Genomic DNA, 19,872 nt, shown 5'->3' with positions numbered 1-19,872 from the left:
CAGATGTCGGCCTTCTCGGGGGAGGAGACGACGCAGATGGGGTTGGCGCCGCCGGCCAGCGCCAGCTGGGTGGCGTAGGAGCCGAGGCCGCCGCTGGCGCCCCAGATCAGGACGTTGTCGCCCTGCTTCATCCCGGCGCCGTTGCGGGAGACCAGCTGGCGGTAGGCGGTGGAGTTCACCAGACCCGGCGAGGCGGCCTCCTCCCACGTCAGGTGCTCCGGCTTGGGCATCAGCTGGTTCGACTTCACCAGCGCCAGCTCCGCCAGACCGCCGAAGTTCGTCTCGAAACCCCAGATCCGCTGCTCGGGGTCGAGCATCGTGTCGCCGTGCCCGTCCGCGGACTCCAGCTCCACCGACAGGCAGTGCGCCACCACCCGGTCTCCCGCCCTCCACCGGTTGACGCCCGGCCCGGTGCGCAGCACCACACCCGCCAGGTCCGAACCCAGTACGTGATAGGGCAGGTCATGGCGCCGGGTCAGCTCCGACAGGCGCCCGTAGCGCTCCAGGAACCCGAACGTCGGCAAGGGCTCGAAGATCGAGGACCACACGGTGTTGTAGTTGACGGCGCTCGCCATGACCGCCACCAACGCCTCGCCGGGGCCCGGCTCCGGCGTCGGGACGTCCTGCAGGCGCAGCGACTTGCGCGGATCCTTGTCCGCCGAGGCCATCCCCTCGAACATGTCCGTCTCGTCCCGGCGCACGACGTTCCCGCGGTACGAATCCGGCAGCGCGAGCGCGGCGAAGTCGGCCGGCGCCGCGTCCTCGGAGAGCAGGGCATTGACGATCTCGTCCACGTGAATTCCCTTACGAAATAGAGGGGACGGTTCCGGACAGGGTAGGGGCGTTTCCGGACCTGTCGCCCACCACTTTTCACAACCCTGAGAAAAACGGCGGAAGAATTGACATGCCCGGCGGCCGGTTCCCCGCGGGGTGGGAAACTCGATGATCCCGCAGGTCGAAACGGGTGTGATCGCTTTCCCTGGACCCGGTCGAGAATCCCTGGAAAGGTGCTGGACCATTCGGTGAAGAGGCCCCACGCTTCGCTACCGTCGACTACCAAGGCCGAAAATCGACGGAATGCGACCAGGTGCGGAGGAAACCGTGAAGATTCAGGTTCTGGGTCCGTTGAGTGCGGAGGTCAACGGGGGCTCGATCGTTCCGACGGCCGGAAAACCGCGCCAGATCCTGGCGCTCCTTTCCCTGTATCCGGGACGGGTGGTCCCCGTACCCACCCTCATGGAGGAGCTCTGGCGGACGGAACTCCCGCAGAGCGCCCTGACCACCCTGCAGACCTACATCCTCCAGCTGCGCCGGCGCCTGGGCACGGCCATGGGCCCCGGCGCCGGCACCGGCGCCAAGGACGTCATCGCCACCCGGCACGGCGGATACCTGCTCCAGATCGCCCCCGAGGCCGTCGACGTCCACACGTACGAGAGCCTCGTGCGCGCCGGCCAGCAGGCCTTCGACGCCGGTGACGACGCGGGCGCCTCGGCCCGGCTGCGCGAGGCGCTCGCCCTGTGGCAGGGCCCGGCGCTGGTCGACGTACACGTGGGGCCCGTCCTCGGGATCGAGGTGCTGCGGCTGGAGGAGAGCCGGCTCGTCACCCTGGAACGGCGCATCGACGTCGACCTGCGCCTCGGCCGGCACGCCGAACTCATCGTCGAACTGACCGGGCTGATCGCCCGTCACCCGCAGCACGAGGGCCTGCACTCCCAGGCGATGGTCGCCCTCTACCGCTCCGGACGCCAGGCCACCGCCCTCGACGTGTACCGCCGGCTGCGCGCCCGCCTCGTCGAGGAGCTCGGCGTCGAACCGAGCCCGCAGCTCCAGCGCCTGCACCAGGCGATGCTGACCGTCGACCCCGCCCTCGACGTCATCGCCGGCCCGCGCCGCTCCTCCACCTTCGACCTCTTCGCCGCGTAGGCCTGGCGAGCCGGCGCCCGACCGCGGTTCGAGGCACCGTCGACCGGCTCTCCGGCACCTGACGCGATGGTCGGAGGCCGGGGGTCGAGAGAGGTGTGAGCCGATGTCAGGTGAGCGTGTGCGTCGCACGTCGTACGTGGTGGACGTGGCGGCGCCCGCGGGAGTGGTCTACGCGCTGCTCGCGGACACCACCCAGTGGCCGCTGTTCATCCCGCCGAGCATCCACGTCGAGCGGCTGGACTTCGACGGGACCCACGACCGCTTCGGCATGTGGGCCACCGCGGGCGGCACCGTCACGTCCTGGATCTCCCGCCGGTCCCTGGACAGCGCCGCCCGGACCATCGACTTCCACCAGGAGGTCCCGGCGCCGCCCGCGACCTCCATGGGCGGCCGCTGGGCCGTGGAGGAGCGGGGCCCGGCGCTCTCCCGGCTGACCCTGCTGCACCACTTCACCGTCGCGGACGACAACGAGGCCGACGCCGACTGGATCGTCCGGGCCACCGACGCCAACAGCGGCGCGCAACTGGCCCGGCTCAAGGAGACCGCCGAGCGCTGGACGCGACTGGACGACCTCCTGCTCATCTTCGAGGACTCCGTGCGCGTCCACGGCCCCGCCGAACTCGTCTACGAGTTCCTCTACGGGGCCGAGGACTGGCCCGCACACCTGCCCGACGTCACCCGCGCCGACGTCCGCGAGGACCGCACCGGCGTGCAACTGCTGAGCCTGGACACCCGCGCGGCGGACGGCCGCACCCACACCGCCGAATCCGTTCGGGTCTGCTTCCCGCACGCCGGGCGGATCGTCTTCAAGGAGACGCGCAGCCCCCTGCCGCTGGCCGCGCACACCGGCGAATGGTCGCTGGTCCCCGACGAGACCGGGCTGACCGCCGTCGCCCGCCACAGCGTCGTCCTGCGCGAGGAGGACGTCGAAGGGCTCCTCGGACCCGGCGTCGACCTCGCCCAAGCCCGCGACCACGTACGCAGCACCCTGGGCGCCGCGAGCACCGCCACCTTGCACCGTGCCCGCCGCTACGCGGAATCCGCCGTCCGCGTCCTCACCCCGGGGAGATGACCCACCCCCCAACCGGGCGCGCGCAGCGCGCCGGACTCCCGACAGGAGCGACCACCATGGTGACCTTCGTCAACAAGCTCAGCGTCCACGGCGACCTCGGCCGCTTCCTCGCGGCCAGGACCCGTCTCACGCGCTTCCTCAGCGCCCAGCCCGGCTGCGTCAGCCACCAGACGCTACGCCTCGTCGGCGCCGCGGACGTGTTCGTCGAACTGTCCGTCTGGAAGGACGCCGACGCGCACCGGGCCGCCGTCGCCGCGGACGGCTACCGCAAGCTGAGCGAGGAACTCGCCGAACTGGCCGCGCCCGAACCGGGCCTGTACGAGGCGGTCGCGGGCGGGGCGGCCGTCGCCTGAGCCGCCCGCCGTCGCCCCGCACCGGCCGTACGAGTCCTCCAGCGCCGGTCCAGCACGGCTCAAGCGGCCCGGGACAGGGTCGATCGTGGACCGACCCGCACGACCAGGAGCATGTCTATGCGAATGTCCTCACCCACCGCGTCCCTGGCTCATTCCCAGCTCTCGCTGGACGAGGTCACCAAACGCTACGACGACCACGTGGTGCTGGACCGGGTCTCGCTGACGGTCAAGCCGGGCGAGAAGGCCGGCGTCATCGGGGACAACGGTTCGGGCAAGTCGACGCTGCTGCGGCTCATCGCCGGCGTCGAGAGCGCCGACAACGGTGACGTGACCGTCACCGCACCCGGCGGGATCGGCTACCTGCCCCAGCGTCTGGAACTGCCCGCGGGCGCCACCGTCAAGGACGTACTGGACCGGGCGTTCGCCGACCTGAGGGAGGTCGAGCGCAAGCTGCACGAGGCGGAGGACGCGCTCGTCGACGACGACCCCCGGCTCCTCGAGACCTACGGTGACCTGCTCGCCGAGTTCGAGGCGCGCGGCGGCTACGAGGCGGACGCGCGCGCCGACGCCGCCCTGCACGGCCTGGGCCTGCCCGGCCTCGACCGGGCCCGGGCCGTCGACACCCTCTCCGGAGGGGAGCGTTCGCGCCTGGCACTGGCCGCGACCCTGGCCGCCGCCCCCGAACTGCTGCTGCTCGACGAGCCGACGAACGACCTCGACGACCAGGCCGTCGACTGGCTGGAGAAGCGGCTGCGCGAGCACCGGGGCACCGTCGTCGTCATCACCCACGACCGCGCCTTCCTCGAAGCCGTCACCTCCGCCATCTTGGAAGTCGACCCGGACCGGCGCACCGTCAACCGCTACGGCAACGGCTACCAGGGCTACCTGACGGCCAAGGCCGCCGCCCGCGCCCGCTGGGAGCAGGAGTACGAGGACCACCTCCAGGAGATCGCCCGCCAGGAGAAGCTCGCCGAGAACGCCGGCCGGATGCTCGCATCGATCGCCTCCAAGGGCCCCTGGGCGTTCAGCGGCTCCGAGCACCACCGCGCCAGGTCCTCCTCCACGGCCACCTCCGGCAAGGCCCGCAACGCCAACGAACGGCTGCGCAGGCTGCGGGAGAACCCCGTCCCCGCCCCGCCCGAGCCGCTGCGCTTCACCGCCTCCCTCGCCGTCGGCGGCGAGGAGGCCCCCGCCGGACCGGACGGCCCCCTGACCGAAATCTCCGGCGTCGAGGTCGCCGGCCGGCTGCGGATCGACGCGCTGGCCATCGCACCCGGCGAACGGCTCCTGGTCACCGGGCCCAACGGCGCGGGCAAGAGCACCCTGCTGCGGGTGCTCGCCGGGGACCTGACCCCCGACCGCGGCACCGTGCGCCTGGCCGCGCACACCGGCTGGCTGCGCCAGGACGAGACCCCCAAGCACCCCCGGCGCTCGGTGCTCGCCGAGTTCGCCGAGGGACGGCCCGGCCACCCCGACGAGTACGCCGAACAGCTCCTGGCGCTCGGCCTGTTCCGCGCGTCCGAGCTGGAGCTGCCCGTCGGCTCGCTGTCGGTGGGCCAGCGCCGCCGCATCGACGTGGCCCGTCTGGTGACCCGGCCGGTGGACCTGCTGCTGCTGGACGAGCCCACCAACCACCTGTCGCCACTGCTGGTGGAGGAGCTGGAGGAGGCCCTCGCGCAGTACACGGGCGCGGTGGTCACCGTCACGCACGACCGGCGGATGCGGCGCGGTTTCAAGGGGACGCACCTGGAGCTGCGCGACGGAGCGCCGTTCGCGGGGTGACGCGCGGGCGTCACACCGCGACGCGCCGGGCCGCCCCGCGGATCGAGTCCAGCAGGGCGGCCTGCCGCCGCGACTCCTCACCGAGCAGCGGCAGGCCCGGCGCGGCGCGCGACGGATCCCGCACGGCGGCGGCGAAGTACCGCAGCACGGCCTCGAAGTGGTCCTCGGCGGGGACGCGCACCTCGGTGTGGTCCGTGCCGACGGCGAGGCGGACGACCGGCGCGTGGTCGGGGGCCGTCGTGTACACGTGCTCGACGGACAGGGTGCCCGCGCTGCCCTGGATCTCGTACCAGGACCGGTAGTGGTGCTCCATCCCGAACCGGACGTGCGCCGCGGCCCCGTCGGGCGCGGCCAGCAGCACGGAGCCCGAGAGGTCCACGCCGTACCGCTCGCTGTGGCGAAGGACGGCCCCGGCGACGGACAGGTCCACGCCGAGGAAGCGCAGGGCGGCCCGCAGCGGGTACACGCCGTTGTCGAGCAGCGCGCCGCCGCCGACCTCGGGGTCGTGGCGGGTGTCGCCGTCCGGGCGGGGCGGGATGGTGAACGCCGCCGACACGGTGCGGACCGTGCCGAGCGTGCCGGCCGCCAGCAGCCCGGACACCGTCCGCTGGGTGGCGTGGTGGAGGAACATGAAGTTCTCCAGCAACACCAGCGAACGCTCCCCGGCGAGCCGGAACAGCCGCTCGGCGTCCGCCCCGTTGGTGGCCAGCGGCTTCTCGACGAGCACGTGCTTGCCCGCGCGCAGCGCCCGCCCGGCCCACCGCGCGTGCAGCATCGTCGGCAGGCACAGGTACACGGCCTCGACGTCCGGGCGCTCCAGCAGCGCCTCGTAGGAGGCGGCGGGTGTCCCGCCGAACCGCTGCGCGAAGGCTGCGGCCCGCGCGGGGTCGCGCGCGGCGACGCCGGCCAGGGTGAGCTGCGGGGTCCGCAGCAGCGCGGGCAGCGTCCGGCGGGCGGCGATGTCACCGCAGCCGAGGACGCCGAGGCGCACGGGGGCCGGCGCGGGGGCCGGGAGGCAGGTCTGCACGGGGGCCGGCGCGGGCGTCTGCATGGGCGTGTCCCTCAGTACAGCGTATGGGCGCAGACCACCAGGGTGCGCAGTTCGACGTTGAGCTGGTTGCCGTACGCCAGCAACTCCGTGAGCTGGGCGAACGTCAGCCAGGCGTAGTCGTCGGGCACGTCCTCGGTGAACCCTTCGGGCGCCTCGACGATCACGTACCGGTTCTCGGCGTGGTAGAAGCGGCCGCCCTCCTCGGACTGCACGGCGTCGTAGCGGACCCGGTCGGCGGGGGCGGCCAGGACGTCCGCGAGGAACGGCGGGAAGGGTTGCCTGCCCGGGCCGGTGTGGTCGGCGGGACGGCAGTGGACGGTCGGGGCGAGTTCGGCGACATTGAGGTGGCCGACGTCGACACGGGCCTGCACCAGCGCGTGCAGGGTGCCGCCGATCCGCTTGACGACCAGCGCCATCAGCCCCGGCACCTGCGGCTGGATCAGCGGCTGCGACCAGGACGCCACCTCCCGGTTGCTGGCGCGGATGTCGGCCCCGATGACGCGGAAGCGGCGGCCGCTGTCGTGGCCGATCTCCTCGCCGGTGCGCCGCCAGCCGTCCTCGGCGACCGCGGCGAGCGGGATCCGGCGCTGGACCAGTTCGCGCAGCGCCCGGATGCCGGTGAGCCAGCTGAGGATCTCCGGCATGGTGTGCCGGGAGGCGGCCGACGGGTCGTGGAAGGAGCGCAGCACCGGGTCGGCGGCCGTGCCGTCAGCGGCGCCGGCCGTGGGCAGGCAGGCGAGGATGGAGCGGGTGTCCATGTTGAGGACGTTGTCCAGGTGCAGCAGCCGCAGCAGCTGGCCGAAGGTCAGCCAGCGGAACTCGGGCCCCGTCTCGATCTCCTCGTCCACCTCGATGATCATGTTGCGGTTGCGTTTGGCGAGGAACCAGTCGGCCTGCTCGGACTGGAGCACGTCCACCAGCACCCGGGCCCGCCCCCGGCGCAGGAACAGGTCCAGGTGGGGAATGGGGCGGCCCTTGTGCACGCCCGTGAAGTTGCTGCGCGTGGCCTGGACGGTCGGCGAGAGCTGGAGCGTGTTGATGTTGCCGGGCTCCATCTTGGCCTGCATCAGGAAGTGCAGCACGCCGTCGATCTCCCGGGCGACGATGCCCAGCAGACCCACCTCCGGCTGCACGATGATCGGCTGCCTCCAGCCCCCGGCGGGCAGGGCGTCGGCGTGTACGTGGAGCCCTTCGACGGCGAAGAAGCGGCCCGACTCGTGCCGCAGGTCCCCCGTCCCCTCCTCGAAGTACCAGCCGCGCAGCTGCGCGAACGGCACCCGCGTGACCCGGAACTCGCCCGCGCGGGCCCGCTCCGCCAGCCACGACGGAACCTGCCCGACCGGCATGGCCGCACTGTCGGGCGTACGGGCCGAGACGAGCAGGCGGCGTGCGGTGTCCACGCGGTCGGCGGCCCGGGCCGCCGTGTCAGTGAGCATGCTCCAGCGCCTCCTCGATGATGGTGCAGACGGATTGCGTACGGTCGTTGAGGAAGAAGTGCCCGCCGGGCATCACCCACAGGCGGAAGTCCCCGGCCGCCACCTCCGACCAGCGCTGTGCGTCCTGGACGCCGACGTTCGGGTCGCTGTCGCCGGTCAGGACCGTGACCGGCATCCGCAGCGCCGCCCCCGGCCGGTGGACGTACGCGCCCGCCATCTCGTAGTCGCTGCGGATCGCCGGGAGCACCATGCGCAGCAGCTCCTCGTCCTGGAGCAGCGCCGGGTCGGTGCCCTGGAGCCGGGAGATCATGTCGATCAGCCCGGCGTCGTCCAGCAGGTGCCCGGTGTCCCGGCGCGGCACCGTCGGCGCCCGGCGCCCCGACAGGAACAGGTGCACGGGCGCTTCGCCGTACGCGGCCAGCCGCCGGGCGGTCTCGTACGCGAGCGTGGCGCCCAGGCTGTGCCCGAACAGGGCGAACGGCCGGCCGGTCCACTGCCGCAGCTCCGGCAGCAGCGCCTCGACCAGCTCCTCCACGCTCCGCGCGAAGGGTTCGGAGCGACGCTCCTGGCGGCCCGGGTACTGCACGGCCAGCACCTCGATCCCGCCGGGCGCGAGGGCGGTGGCGAAGCGGAGGTAGGAGCTGGCCGAGCCGCCCGCGTGCGGGAAGCACACCAGCCGTACGGCCGCGGTGTCCAGGGGGCGGAAGCGGCGCAGCCACGCGTCGCGGGTGACGGCCGGGGCGCGCGTGGCGGTGGGCAGGGTCACGGTCGGTTCAGCTCCTCGGGGGGCGTGTAGCGGGGCAGCCGGCCGGACGCCACGGCCTCGGCGAGCGAGGGCGCCGCCGCGTCCTTGGCGGAGCGGACGGGAGGCCCGGTCAGCCCCCACGGCAGGGCGAGTTCGGGGTCCAGGGCGTCGACGTCGACCATGGCGCCGGGTACGTACTCGGCGGAGAGCAGGTAGTTCACGCAGGCGCCGTCCTCCAGGGCGAGGAAGGCGTGGCCGATGCCGCCGGGCAGGTACAGGGCGATGCCGTCGGCGGGGTCCAGCCGGGTCATGACGTGCCGGCCGAAGGACGGCGAGCCGACGCGCAGGTCGACCATGAAGTCCAGGATCGAACCGCGCACGCAGGTGACGAGCTTGCTCGCGTCCGGCGGCACGTCGTTGCAGTGCACGCCGCGCAGCGTGCCGCGCCGCGAGACGGAGTTGTTGACCTGCCGGACCGTGAACTCCATTCCGGTCTCGCTGGTCAGCAGGCTGTGGCGGGCGGCCTCGTAGAAGTGGCCGCGCTCGTCCTCGATCCGGTCGGGCACGATCCGGTAGGCGCCGGGCAGGACGGTCTCATCGATGCGCATGGGAGCCCGCCCGCCGCTCTCCGGGCGCCGCCGCGGGCAGCGCGGCGCGTGCTTTCAGCGGCTCCCACCAGGCCCGGTTGTCCCGGTACCAGGCCACCGTGCCGGCCAGCCCGCCGGCGAACGGGACGCGCGGTGCGTACCCGAGCTCCGCGGTGATCTTCGTGATGTCCACCGAGTACCGGCGGTCGTGCGCGGCCCGGTCCGCGACCCGCCGCACCGCGCCGGCGTCGCGCCCGCACAGCTCCAGCAGCCGCTGCGTCAGCTCTAGGTTGGTCAGTTCGGTGCCCCCGCCGATGTTGTACACCTCGCCGGGCCGGCCCTTGACCGCCACCAGCGCGATGCCGCGGCAGTGGTCGTCCACGTGCAGCCAGTCGCGGCTGTTGCCGCCGTCCCCGTACAGCGGGACGTCGAGTCCGTCGATCAGGTTGGTGGTGAACAGCGGGATGGCCTTCTCGGGGAACTGGTACGGGCCGTAGTTGTTGGAGCAGCGCGTCACGCACACCTCCAGCCCGTGCGTGCGGTGGAAGGCCAGCGCGAGGAGGTCGGAGGCGGCCTTGGAGGCCGCGTACGGGGAGTTGGGTGCCAGCGGGTGCTCCTCCGGCCACGACCCCGTCTCGATCGACCCGTACACCTCGTCGGTGGAGACGTGCACGAAGCGGCCCACACCGGCGGTGACCGCGGCCTGGAGCAGCGTCTGCGTACCGAGCACGTTGGTCCGTACGAACTCGGAGGCGTCGGCGATCGATCGGTCGACATGCGACTCGGCGGCGAAGTGCACCACCACGGCGGTACCCGCCATCAGCTCGGCGACCAGGGCGGCGTCGCAGATGTCGCCGTGGACGAACCGCAGCCGTGGGTGGTCGGCCACCGGGGCGAGACTGGCGAGGTTTCCGGCGTAGGTGAGGGCGTCCAGCACCACCACCTCGCCCTCGCCGAGGTCCGGGTAGGACCCGGCCAGCAGCTCTCTGACGAAGTGGGAGCCGATGAAGCCCGCACCTCCGGTCACCAGGACACGCATGGGGAAGAGGCCTTTCCGCGAACGGGGATGGAGCGGTGGGGGAGGGGGCGCTCAGGCGGCGGGGGAGTCGGCCCCCTTTCCCGCCGCGGCCCGCCCGGCGAGCTGGCGCACGTAGTTGCCGTAGCTGGAGTCGCCGAGTTCGCGGCCCAGCGCGAAGCACTGCTCGTGGCTGATGAACCCCATCCGCAGGGCGATCTCCTCGACGCACGCGATCCGCTCGCCCTGGCGCTGCTCCAGCAGCTGCACGTACTGGCCGGCCTGGAGGAGGGAGTCGTGCGTGCCCATGTCCAGCCAGGCGAAGCCGCGGCCGAGCTCGTTGAGACGGGCCCGGCCCTGAGCGAGGTAGACCCGGTTGACGTCGGTGATCTCCAGCTCGCCGCGCGCCGACGGGGTCAGCCCGCGGGCGATCTCCACCACGTCGTTGTCGTACAGGTACAGGCCGGTGACCGCCAGGTTGGAGCGCGGCTTGACCGGCTTCTCCACCAGCGACAGCAGCCGCCCTTCGGAGTCCACCTCGCCGACCCCGTAACGCTGCGGGTCCTGGACGGGGTAGCCGAACAGTTCACAGCCGTCCAGGCGCCGCGCGGCCTGCGAGATGAGCGAGGAGAAACCGGGGCCGTGGAAGACGTTGTCCCCCAGGATCAGCGCCACCGGGCTGTCGCCTATGTGCTCTTCGCCGATGAGGAAGGCCTCCGCGATACCGCGCGGCTCGTCCTGCTCCGCGTAGTTCAGGTCGAGGCCGAGCTGGGAGCCGTCGCCCAGCAGGGCCCGGAACATGTCCAGGTGGTTCTTGGCCGAGATGATCTGGATGTCCCGGATGCCGGCCAGCATCAGCACCGACAACGGGTAGTAGATCATCGGCTTGTCGTACACCGGCAGGAGCTGCTTGGACAGCGTCCCGGTCAGCGGCCGCAGCCGGGTGCCGCTCCCGCCGGCCAGGATGATGCCCTTGAGCGGACGGCGCGGTCCGTTGCCGCCCAGCGTCGACACGGCCGGGAGGGAGGGGAGGGAGGGAAGGGACGGAACCTCAATCATGGCTGTTCTCCGTGGCGTCACGGACCGCCGTGATGACGGTCTCTACGTCCTTCGCGGTCAGCTGCGGCCCCATGGGCAGGCTCAGCACCTCGGCGGCCAGACGCTCGGAGTGGGGCAGCGCGCCGGCGACGGTGCCCGCGTAGGCGTCCGACCGGTGGACGGCGACCGGGTAGTGGACCAGGCTCTCCACCCCGGCTCCGGTCAGCGCCCGCCGCAGCCGGTCGCGGTGCGGCGTGCGCAGTACGTACTGGTGCCAGACCGGCTCCGCCCAGGAACGGACGGCCGGAACGGTGACCCCCGGCAGGCCGGCGAGGCCCTCTGAGTACCGGGCGGCCACCGCGTCCCGGCGGGCGTTCCAGGCGTCCAGCCGGGGCAGCTTCACGCGCAGCGCCGCCGCCTGGATCTCGTCCAGGCGGGAGTTGGTGCCGCGCGCCTCGTGCCGGTACTTCTCGCGCGAGCCGTAGTTGCGCAGCAGCCGGATCCGCTCCGCCAGCTCCCGGTCGGCGGTGACCACGGCGCCGCCGTCGCCCAGCGCGCCCAGGTTCTTGCCCGGGTAGAAGCTGAACGCCGCCGCGTAACGGGAACCGATGCGCCGGCCCCGGTAGCGGGCCCCGTGCGACTGCGCCGCGTCCTCCACGACCGGGATGCCCCGGGGCGCGGTCACGGCGTCGATCGCGTCCAGGTCCACCGGGTGCCCGTACGTGTGCACCGGCATGACCGCCTTGGTGCGCGGGGTGATCGCGGCTTCCAGCCGCTCGGGGTCGATCAGGAACGAGTCCGGCTCCGGCTCCACCGGCACCGGGCGGGCACCGGTGGCGGACACCGCGAGCCACGTCGCGATGAAGGTGTGCCCGGGGACGACGACCTCGTCGCCCTCCCCGACCCCCAGCGCCCGCAGCGTCAGCTCCAGGGCGTCCAGGCCGCTGCCCAGACCCACGCAGTGCGCGTTCTCGCAGTACCGGGCGAACTCCTCCTCGAAGCAGGCCAGTTCCGTGCCCAGCAGGTACCGGCCGGAGCGGGTCACCCGCAGCACCGCCGCGTCGAGTTCCTCCTGCACCCCGTCCAGCGCGTGCAGGTCCCGCAGGTCGTGGAAGGGGACGTGCGCCTGCGCCGTCACCGCGGTCGACGTCACCTCGGCCTCCTCGCGTCGGCCAGGAACTCCTCGTAGTCGCGGTAGTAGTCCGCCTCGTCGTAGTGCAGCGAGGCCAGGACCAGGGCGACCGCGCCCTCGGAGAAGTCGCTGAGGTCCCGCCACACCATGGGGCCGACGTACAGGCCCCGGCCGGCGTCGTCCAGCCGGTACCGCGCCCGCCGCTCACCGTCGTCCACGGTGATGGTGAAACTGCCGTGCACGGCGATGATCAGCTGCTCCAGCGCGCGGTGCGCGTGACCGCCCCGCGAGGAACCCGGATCCGGGTCGTGCAGGTAGTACACCCGCCGGATGGGGAAGCCCGCCGTCCATTCGGACTCGACGACCGACAGGTTGCCCCGCTCGTCGTTGTGCTGCTCCAAGTCGATGAAGGCACAGGGTTTGACCCTGCCCACCTTCGCTTCTGTGGTGATGCCCACGGCCATGCGATCGCGCTCCCTCGTTGCCTGGTCCGGACCCGGTCGGGTTCCTGGGCGCGGACGCCTCAGCCGCGGACGACGGAGACCGGCAGGTGGCGGGCGGTCAGCTCGTCGGCCTCGTAGAACTCCGCCCGGTCATGGGCGACCGAGAACGCGGAGAACGTGTCGAAGAACAGGTTCAGGAAGACCTTGGCCTCGATCCGCGCCAGGAACGCGCCCAGGCAGTGGTGGATGCCGTGTCCGAACGCCATGTGCTTGTTCGCGGACCGCCGGATGTCGAAGGTGTCCGGGTCCGGGAACTGAGCGCCGTCACGGTTCGCCGAGGCGCTCCACGCCGTCACCATCTGACCGGCCTTCATCGGCACGCCCAGGATGTCGGTGTCCTGCGTCAGCAGCCGGAAGATGTTGTTGAACGGGCCGCGGAAACGCAGCGTCTCCTCGACGGCGCCCGGGATCAGCGAGCGGTCGGCCCGCAGCTCGGCCTGCGCCTCGGGGTGCCGGTCCAGGACGATGAGCAGGTTGGCCAGCAGCGTCGCGCTGGAGATATGGCCCGCCGTCAGCAGCAGCGCCACGATGTTGACGATCTCCTCGTCCGTGAGCCGCCGCCCCTCGACCTCGGACTCGATGAGCCCGCTCATCAGGTCGTCGGTCGGCTCCGCCCGCTTCTCGGCGATCTTCGCGTACAGGTACGCGGCCCACTCCTTGATGGCCGGACCCATCGTCTCCGCGAAGTCGTCCGGGAGGTTCGGGTACTCCATCCCCTCGTTGTTGAGGATGACGTCGACCCACTCGCGGAACAGGTCCTGGTCCGCCGCCGGCACCCCCAGCAGCTCCGCGATCACCGTCACCGGCAGCGGGTACGCGAGGTCCGTGACCGCGTCGATGTCCGTCCGCCCGTCCAGGCCCGCGAGCAGCTCCCGGGTGATCTCCTCGATCCGGGGCTCCAGCGCGGCCATCCGGCGCGGCGTGAACGCCTGGCTGACCAGCCGGCGCAGCGGGCCGTGCTTGGGCGGGTCGATGCCGCCGAAGGTGCCCGGGCCCATCAGGAGCGCCAGCTCCTCCGGGACGGGGAAGACGGGGGAGAAGTCCGAGGAGAATATCTGCGGGTTCGTGGAGACGGTGTTGTAGTCCTCGTACGAGAAGACCTGCCACGCGAAGCGCGTCGAGTCGTAGAAGACGGGCGCCTCGGCGCGGGCGCGCGCGAACCACTCCAGCAGCTGTTCGGCGTTCGCGCCCTCGGGCTGGGCCAGCGGGTGCGGCGCCTCGGCGGCCGGCGCCCCGTCCTGGGCCGCCCCGTCCGAGGCGGCCGCTTCCAAGGCCGCCTCGTCCTGGGCGGCGAGGTCCGTGGTCTGTGTCGTCATGTCGGCTTCCTCAGCTCTGGTACGGCAGAAGTGGGGGGAGGAGGGGAGGGGAGGGAGGGGAGGAGGGGCGGACGTGGGTCAGGCGCCGGCGGGAACGGGAACCACCAGCCGCTCGATCGCGTCCGCGGCGGCCGCGGGACCGCCCGCCGACTCGATCTCGTGGCGCAGCCGCGCCACCGCGTCGCGCACCTTCCCGTCACCGGCGACCGCCAGGACGGTCTCGCGGATCAGCTCCGGAGAGATGTCCTTGCGCAGGATCTTGGCGCCCACACCGAGCTGCTCCACCCGCGTCGCGGTCGCGTGCAGCTCGGCCATCTGCGGAACGCAGATCACCGGCACACCCTCGGAGACGGCCTGGAGCACCGTGCTCGTACCGCCGTGGTTGATCATCAAAGTGGCGTGCCGCAGCACCTCGCCCTGCGGAACGAAGTCATGCACCCGCACGTGCTCCGGAACCTCACCCAGCTCCGCGGGATCCACCCCGCCGGCGTGCGCGATCACCACGTCCCAGGCGAGGTCCGCGAACGCCTCGACGCACGCGCGGAAGAAAGCGGGCTGCTTGTTGTACAGCGTGCCCAGACTGATCAGCGCCAGCGGCCGGCCCGTGGCCGGGGCCTCCCACGCGCCGTGGAAACTGTTCGCGCTCGTACAGGGGCCGACGAAGCCGACCTCCTCGCCGAACGTGTCCCCCGCGTACTGGAACGCCCGCGGCAGGTACACCAGCGCGGGCCCCGAGTGGACCTCGTCCGCGAACGCGCCGATGCTCTTGTCCACACCGTGCTCGGCCAGCAGCTCCGCGATGACCCCGAACAGCTCGCCCGTCTCCGGGTCCTCCTGCTGCTCCTCGGCCGTGTCCACCGGCGGGTGCAGCGACCAGTGCTCGTTCGCCACGTACGTCGGCGTACTGCGGATGACGGGGACGCCCCACTTCGCCGCGAGGATGTGCCCGCTCCAGAACGAGGACGGATCGCACACGAACACATCGGGCCGCGCGTCCTCGAAGTGCGCCTCGAACCCCGGAAGCGTCTGCCGCGTCAGCTCCAGCATCCACTTCATCATGTTCACGAACTCCTGCTGGTCCGTGTACGCGGCCGAGTCCTGCTGCGGCACCATCGTGGCCAGGAACCGGTCCTGGTCCATCGGGTACGGGACGAACTCCGCGCCCGTCGCCAGCACCCGCTCGGCGTAGTTCTCCGACAGGGCGTAGCTGACCCGGTGGCCGCGCGCGACGAGCTCCCGCGCCACGGACAGCGTCGGATTCACATGACCCGCCGCAGGGAGAATAAAGAAGGCGATATGCGCCATCGAGCCAGCCTTTCGAAGCAAAAATGGATATGGCTTGTCGATGCAAGGGAAATTACGGGGACCGGTCGGACGGCGCAAGTACGGACTTGACACAGTGTCCGACGGCTCAACCTCGTGTCCCGACCCTGCGCCGGTCTTCTCAAATCGACATGGAATTCAACTCGACCGGCACTCGAATGCCCAGGGCGATCGGCACCGAGTTGACATAATCCAATTCATCCTCACGGGGACGACGGAGCACTGTTGTTGGGTGGCTAAGGTCCGCGTACAGAGGAGATTCAGCCATGACCTGCCCTCATGCCGCCGCCGGATCCGTCCGCACGTACCCCTTCGGTGACCGCGTCGACCTCGAACTCGACCCGGCCTACGCCGAACTGCGGGCCGGCGACCCCGTGGCCCGGGTCCGCATGCCCTACGGCGGCGAAGCCTGGCTCCTCACCCGCCACGCCGACATCAAGAAGGCCTCCGCCGACCCGCGCCTGAGCATGCACGCCGGCGCCGACCGCGACGTCCCCCGAGCCGCCCCCCGCGGCCTCGACTCCGTCGGCCTCATGGGCATGCCCCCCGAGAGCCACGCCCGCCTGCGCCGCCTGGTCTCCCGCGCCTTCACCGCCCGCCGCGTCGCCGAACTGCGGCCCCGCATCACCGAGATAACCCACGGGCTCATCGACGGACTCATCGCCGAAGGCGGCCCCGCCGACCTCGTCCAGCGCCTCGCCCTGCCGCTGCCCACCGCCGTCATCTGCGAAATGCTCGGCATCCCCAACGAGGACCGGCACGTCTTCCGCGCCTTCACCGAAGCCCTCATGTCCAGCAGCCGCTACACCGAACAGGAAGTAGCCGAAGCCGCCGAGCAGTACGCCGACTACCTGCGCGGATACGTCGCCGAACGCCGCGCCCACCCCCAGGACGACCTGCTCAGCGCCCTCATCGAAGCCCACGACGAAGGCGAACAGCTCAGCGGGAACGAACTGCTCATGCTCGTCGGCGGCATGCTCATCGGCGGACACGAAACCACCGCCGGACAGCTCGCCGGCCACGTCGCCCTCCTGCTGCGCGACCGCAGCCGCTACGAGGAACTGCGCGCCCGGCCCGAACTCGTCCCCACGGCCGTCGAGGAACTCCTGCGCGTCGTCCCCCTGTGGGCCAGCGTCGGCCCCACCCGCATCGCCACCGAAGACGTGGAGATCGGCGGCGTCACCATCCGCGCCGGCGAAGCCGTCGTCTACTCCCTGGCCTCCGCGAACCGCGACGAGAGCGTCTTCGAGAACGCCGGCGACGTCGTCCTCGACCGCACGCACAACCCGCACATCGCCTTCGGCCAGGGCCCCCACTACTGCCTCGGCGCACCACTGGCCCGCGCCGAACTCCAGTGCGCCCTCGAAGCCCTCGTCACCCGCCTGCCCGGACTGCGCCTCGCCGTACCCGCCGACGAACTCGCCTGGCACGAGGGAATGCTCGTCCGAGGACCGGTGGAACTCCCCGTCACCTGGTGACCACGCCCGCGGCGCGCCCGGGCCTTCCCGCTCTCGCGAATTCCTCGCATTTCGTCTCGTCCCTGGCCATGGAGAACCAATGACCCCCAAGACCGGTGAGCAGCACGTGGGTGAAAACGACATAGCCGTCGTGGGGATGTCCTGCCGACTGCCCGGAGCGGCAAACCCGTCGGAATTCTGGCAACTGCTCCGCACGGGCCGCCACTCCGTCACCCGGCAGAAAGACGGCACCTGGCGCGCGGCCCTGGACGGGCACGGCGAATTCGACGCCGAATTCTTCGCGATGGGCGCGGCCCAGGCGGCCGCCACCGACCCCCAGCAACGACTCGTACTCGAACTCGGCTGGGAGGCCCTGGAGCACGCGGGCATCGTCCCCGCCCGGCTCTCCGGCACCCGCACCGGCGTCTACGTCGCCATCGCCTCCGACGACTACGCCACCCTCGCCCAGCGCACCGAGGTCCCCGCCGGCGGCTACAGCGCGGCCGGCCGGTACCGCGCCATGGCCGCCAACCGACTCTCCTACCTCCTCGGACTGCGCGGCCCCAGCATGGCCGTCGACACCGCCCAGTCCTCCTCGCTCGTCGCCGTGCACCTCGCCTGCGAAAGCCTGCGCCGGGGCGAGACGGAACTCGCCGTCGTGGGCGGCGTCAACCTCATCCTGGCCGACGAGAGCACCTCCCTCATGGAGAGCATGGGGGCGCTCTCCCCCGACGGCCGCTGCCACACCTTCGACGCCCGCGCCAACGGCTACGTACGCGGCGAGGGCGGAGCCGCCGTGGTACTCAAGCCACTGCGCCGCGCCCTCGCCGACGGCGACCCCGTGCACGCCGTCATCAAGGGCGGCGCCGTCAACAACGACGGCGGCGGCCCGAGCCTGACCACCCCCGACCGGGCCGCCCAGGAAGCGGTGCTCCGCGAAGCGTACGAACGGGCCGGCGTCCGCCCCGGCGACGTCCGCTTCGTGGAACTCCACGGCACCGGAACCCGCGCCGGCGACCCCGTCGAAGCCGCGGCCCTCGGCGCCGTCCTCGGCACGGCCCGCGCCGGGTCGCCCCTCGCCGTGGGCTCCGCCAAGACCAACGTCGGCCACCTTGAAGGCGCTGCCGGACTCGTCGGCCTCCTCAAGGCCGTGCTCGCCGTCCGCGAAGGCGAACTCCCGCCCAGCCTGAACTACACCAGCGCCCACCCGGACATCCCGCTCGACGAGCTGAACCTGAGCGTCCAGACCGAGCTGGAACCGTGGACCGAGGAACCCGGGCGGCGCCGCCTCGCCGGCGTCTCCTCCTTCGGCATGGGCGGCACCAACGCCCACCTCGTCCTCGAACAGGCCCCGACGGCAGAAACCTCCGCCGTGCCCGGCCGGCGCCTGCCCGTACTGCCCTTCGTCGTCTCCGGCCGCACCGCCGAAGGCCTGCGCGACCAGGCCGCACGGCTCAGTGCACGCGTCGAGCACGGCCCGGAGCTGGAACTTGCCGACGTGGCCTGGACCCTCGCCGCCGCGCGCACGACCTTCGGCCACCGCGCGGTGGTCCTGGCGGCCGACCGGCAGGAATTCCTCACCCGGCTGGAGCGGTCCGCCGTCCACGGGGTGGCCGGTGAGACCGGTCGTCGGGTGCTGGTGTTCCCGGGGCAGGGGACGCAGTGGGTCGGGATGGGTGCGGAACTTGTCGAGTCCTCGCCGGTGTTCGCGGCTCGGCTGCGGGAGTGCGCGGATGCGCTGGCGCCGTTCGTGGACTTCGACGTGGTGGAGGTGGTCCGCGAGGGACGTTCGCTGGAGCGGGTGGATGTGGTCCAGCCGGTGACGTGGGCGGTGATGGTGTCCCTGGCCGCACTGTGGCGGTCGCTGGGTGTCGTCCCGGACGCGGTGGTCGGTCACTCGCAGGGCGAGATTGCCGCCGCTGCTGTCTCCGGCGCGCTGTCGCTGGAGGATGCGGCCCGGGTGGTGGCGCTTCGTGCGGCGGTGATCGGGCGGGAGTTGGCGGGGCTGGGCGGTATGGCGTCGATTCCGCTGCCGGTGGCGGAGGTGGAGGCCCGGCTTGCGGGGTGGGCCGGGCGGCTGGGTGTCGCCGCCGTCAACGGGCCGTCCAGCACGGTGGTGGCGGGTGATGCGGATGCCATTGTGGAGTTCGTCGCCGCCGCCCAGGCGGAGGACATCCGGGCCCGCCAGGTGCCCGTCGACTACGCCTCGCACTCGGCGCACGTCGAGCGGATCGAAGCCGAGCTGCTGGAGGTGCTGGGACCGATCCGGCCGCAGCGTCCGACGGTTCCGTTCTACTCGACGGTCACGGGCGGGCTGCTGTCGGAGCCGGTCCTGGACGCCGCCTACTGGTACCGGAACCTGCGTCAGCCCGTCCGCTTCGAGGAGACCCTCCGCACGCTGCTCGCCGACGGCTTCGGCACGTTCGTCGAGTCCAGCGCCCACCCGGTGCTGACGATCGGGATCCAGGAGACCGCAGAGGTGGCGGGCGTCGACGTCCTGGCCGTCGGCTCGCTGCGCCGCGATGACGGCGGCCTGGAGCGCGTGCTGACTTCCGCCGCCGAGCTCTTCGTACGCGGCGTCGACATCGACTGGCCCGTGCTCTTCGAGGGCACGGGTGCCCAACTCGCGGATCTGCCGACGTACGCCTTCCAGCGCACCCGCCACTGGCTCACCTCCGACGCCTGCGACGAACAGCCGGCCACGCCCGCCGCCGACACCGCCGAGACCCTGCTCAGCCGCGAGCTGCGCGGCCGGTCCGCCGACGAGCAACTGGATTACGTCCTGGACCTGGTGCGCGTCCACGCAGCCGGGGTGCTCGGCTACCCCAGCGCCGAATCCGTCACCACCGAGCACACCTTCAAGGAGCAGGGCTTCGAGTCCGTCCAGGGAATCGAGCTGCGCAACCGGCTCCGGGCCGCGACCGGACTGCGCCTGCCCACCACCCTCATCTACGACGCCCCGACCCCGCTCGCCGTGGCCCGCCTGATCCGGGACGCGGCCGCCGCCGAAGCCGGCAGCGCGCCCGCCGCCGCTCCCGAGCAGCGTCACGAGCGGCAGTCGGTGGAGGACGGGGACGCCCTGGCGATCGTGGGGATGGCGTGCCGTTTTCCGGGTGGGGTGAGTTCGCCGGAGGGTTTG

17 protein-coding genes are annotated in these 19,872 nt (G+C 72.1%); 6 read left to right on the top strand and 11 right to left on the bottom strand.

Annotated elements, in window-relative coordinates; genetic code table 11:
* The coding region (locus IE207_RS32585) for an alcohol dehydrogenase catalytic domain-containing protein (RefSeq protein ID WP_190187940.1) at positions 1-794 on the bottom strand (794 nt) is incomplete at its 3' end.
* Positions 795-1,101: 307 nt separating this feature from the next.
* On the opposite strand from IE207_RS32585, the gene IE207_RS32580 reads away from it, so the two are divergent.
* The 4 genes from IE207_RS32580 (at position 1,102) to abc-f (ending at position 5,130) form a co-directional block, all read left to right on the top strand.
* Entirely contained in the window at positions 1,102-1,923 is an 822-nt protein-coding gene (locus IE207_RS32580; RefSeq protein ID WP_190187939.1) for an AfsR/SARP family transcriptional regulator, read from the top strand.
* 103 nt (positions 1,924-2,026) lie between these two features.
* Positions 2,027-2,995, top strand: a complete 969-nt coding sequence (locus tag IE207_RS32575) for an aromatase/cyclase (RefSeq protein WP_190187938.1) — start codon at positions 2,027-2,029, stop codon at positions 2,993-2,995.
* Positions 2,996-3,051: 56 nt separating this feature from the next.
* Complete coding sequence (locus IE207_RS32570; RefSeq protein WP_190187937.1) at positions 3,052-3,348, top strand: antibiotic biosynthesis monooxygenase family protein; 297 nt, start codon at positions 3,052-3,054, stop codon at positions 3,346-3,348.
* A 144-nt stretch (positions 3,349-3,492) separates the two neighbouring features.
* Entirely contained in the window at positions 3,493-5,130 is a 1,638-nt protein-coding gene (gene abc-f, locus IE207_RS32565) for a ribosomal protection-like ABC-F family protein (RefSeq protein ID WP_190187942.1), read from the top strand.
* A gap of 10 nt (positions 5,131-5,140) precedes the next feature.
* Here abc-f and IE207_RS32560 read toward each other — a convergent pair whose 3' ends face one another.
* The 10 genes from IE207_RS32560 to IE207_RS32515 form a co-directional block, all read right to left on the bottom strand.
* Positions 5,141-6,181 carry a Gfo/Idh/MocA family protein gene (locus tag IE207_RS32560; RefSeq protein ID WP_190187936.1) on the bottom strand — a complete coding sequence of 347 codons (1,041 nt, stop codon included), beginning with the start codon at positions 6,179-6,181 and terminating at the stop codon, positions 5,141-5,143.
* Between the two features lie 11 nt (positions 6,182-6,192).
* Positions 6,193-7,617: an NDP-hexose 2,3-dehydratase family protein gene (locus IE207_RS32555; RefSeq protein WP_190187935.1), complete on the bottom strand. Its 1,425-nt coding sequence runs from the start codon at positions 7,615-7,617 to the stop codon at positions 6,193-6,195.
* Positions 7,607-8,383, bottom strand: coding sequence for a thioesterase II family protein (locus tag IE207_RS32550; RefSeq protein WP_308433705.1), 777 nt, complete (start codon positions 8,381-8,383; stop codon positions 7,607-7,609). Before IE207_RS32550 ends, IE207_RS32555 begins: the two co-directional genes overlap by 11 nt.
* Positions 8,380-8,970, bottom strand: a complete 591-nt coding sequence (locus IE207_RS32545; protein WP_190187934.1) for a dTDP-4-dehydrorhamnose 3,5-epimerase family protein — start codon at positions 8,968-8,970, stop codon at positions 8,380-8,382. The genes IE207_RS32550 and IE207_RS32545 overlap by 4 nt, the downstream gene beginning before the upstream one ends.
* A complete protein-coding gene (gene rfbB / locus IE207_RS32540; protein WP_190187933.1) occupies positions 8,957-9,988 on the bottom strand; it encodes a dTDP-glucose 4,6-dehydratase in 1,032 nt (343 codons plus the stop codon). The genes IE207_RS32545 and rfbB overlap by 14 nt, the downstream gene beginning before the upstream one ends.
* Positions 9,989-10,039: 51 nt before the next feature.
* A complete protein-coding gene (gene rfbA / locus IE207_RS32535; RefSeq protein ID WP_190187932.1) occupies positions 10,040-11,023 on the bottom strand; it encodes a glucose-1-phosphate thymidylyltransferase RfbA in 984 nt (327 codons plus the stop codon).
* A complete protein-coding gene (locus tag IE207_RS32530) occupies positions 11,016-12,155 on the bottom strand; it encodes a DegT/DnrJ/EryC1/StrS family aminotransferase (RefSeq protein ID WP_190187931.1) in 1,140 nt (379 codons plus the stop codon). Before IE207_RS32530 ends, rfbA begins: the two co-directional genes overlap by 8 nt.
* Positions 12,152-12,598, bottom strand: coding sequence for a sugar 3,4-ketoisomerase (locus IE207_RS32525; RefSeq protein ID WP_190187930.1), 447 nt, complete (start codon positions 12,596-12,598; stop codon positions 12,152-12,154). Before IE207_RS32525 ends, IE207_RS32530 begins: the two co-directional genes overlap by 4 nt.
* Before the next feature lie 59 nt (positions 12,599-12,657).
* On the bottom strand, positions 12,658-13,953 hold the full coding sequence (locus tag IE207_RS32520) for a cytochrome P450 (protein ID WP_190187929.1): 1,296 nt from the start codon (positions 13,951-13,953) through the stop codon (positions 12,658-12,660).
* A 78-nt stretch (positions 13,954-14,031) separates the two neighbouring features.
* On the bottom strand, positions 14,032-15,258 hold the full coding sequence (locus IE207_RS32515; RefSeq protein WP_268250223.1) for a macrolide family glycosyltransferase: 1,227 nt from the start codon (positions 15,256-15,258) through the stop codon (positions 14,032-14,034).
* 284 nt (positions 15,259-15,542) lie between these two features.
* Between IE207_RS32515 and IE207_RS32510 the strand changes: the two genes are divergently transcribed.
* On the top strand, positions 15,543-16,754 hold the full coding sequence (locus IE207_RS32510; protein WP_190187927.1) for a cytochrome P450: 1,212 nt from the start codon (positions 15,543-15,545) through the stop codon (positions 16,752-16,754).
* Positions 16,755-16,833: 79 nt separating this feature from the next.
* On the top strand, positions 16,834-19,872 hold a 3,039-nt coding region (locus IE207_RS32505; protein WP_190187926.1), incomplete at its 3' end, for a type I polyketide synthase.

It is taken from the genome of Streptomyces cirratus (genome assembly GCF_014650775.1).
GTDB lineage: Bacteria > Actinomycetota > Actinomycetes > Streptomycetales > Streptomycetaceae > Streptomyces > Streptomyces cirratus.
Note: the sequence above shows the minus strand (reverse complement) of the source record. Positions and strands in the feature narration are given on the sequence as shown.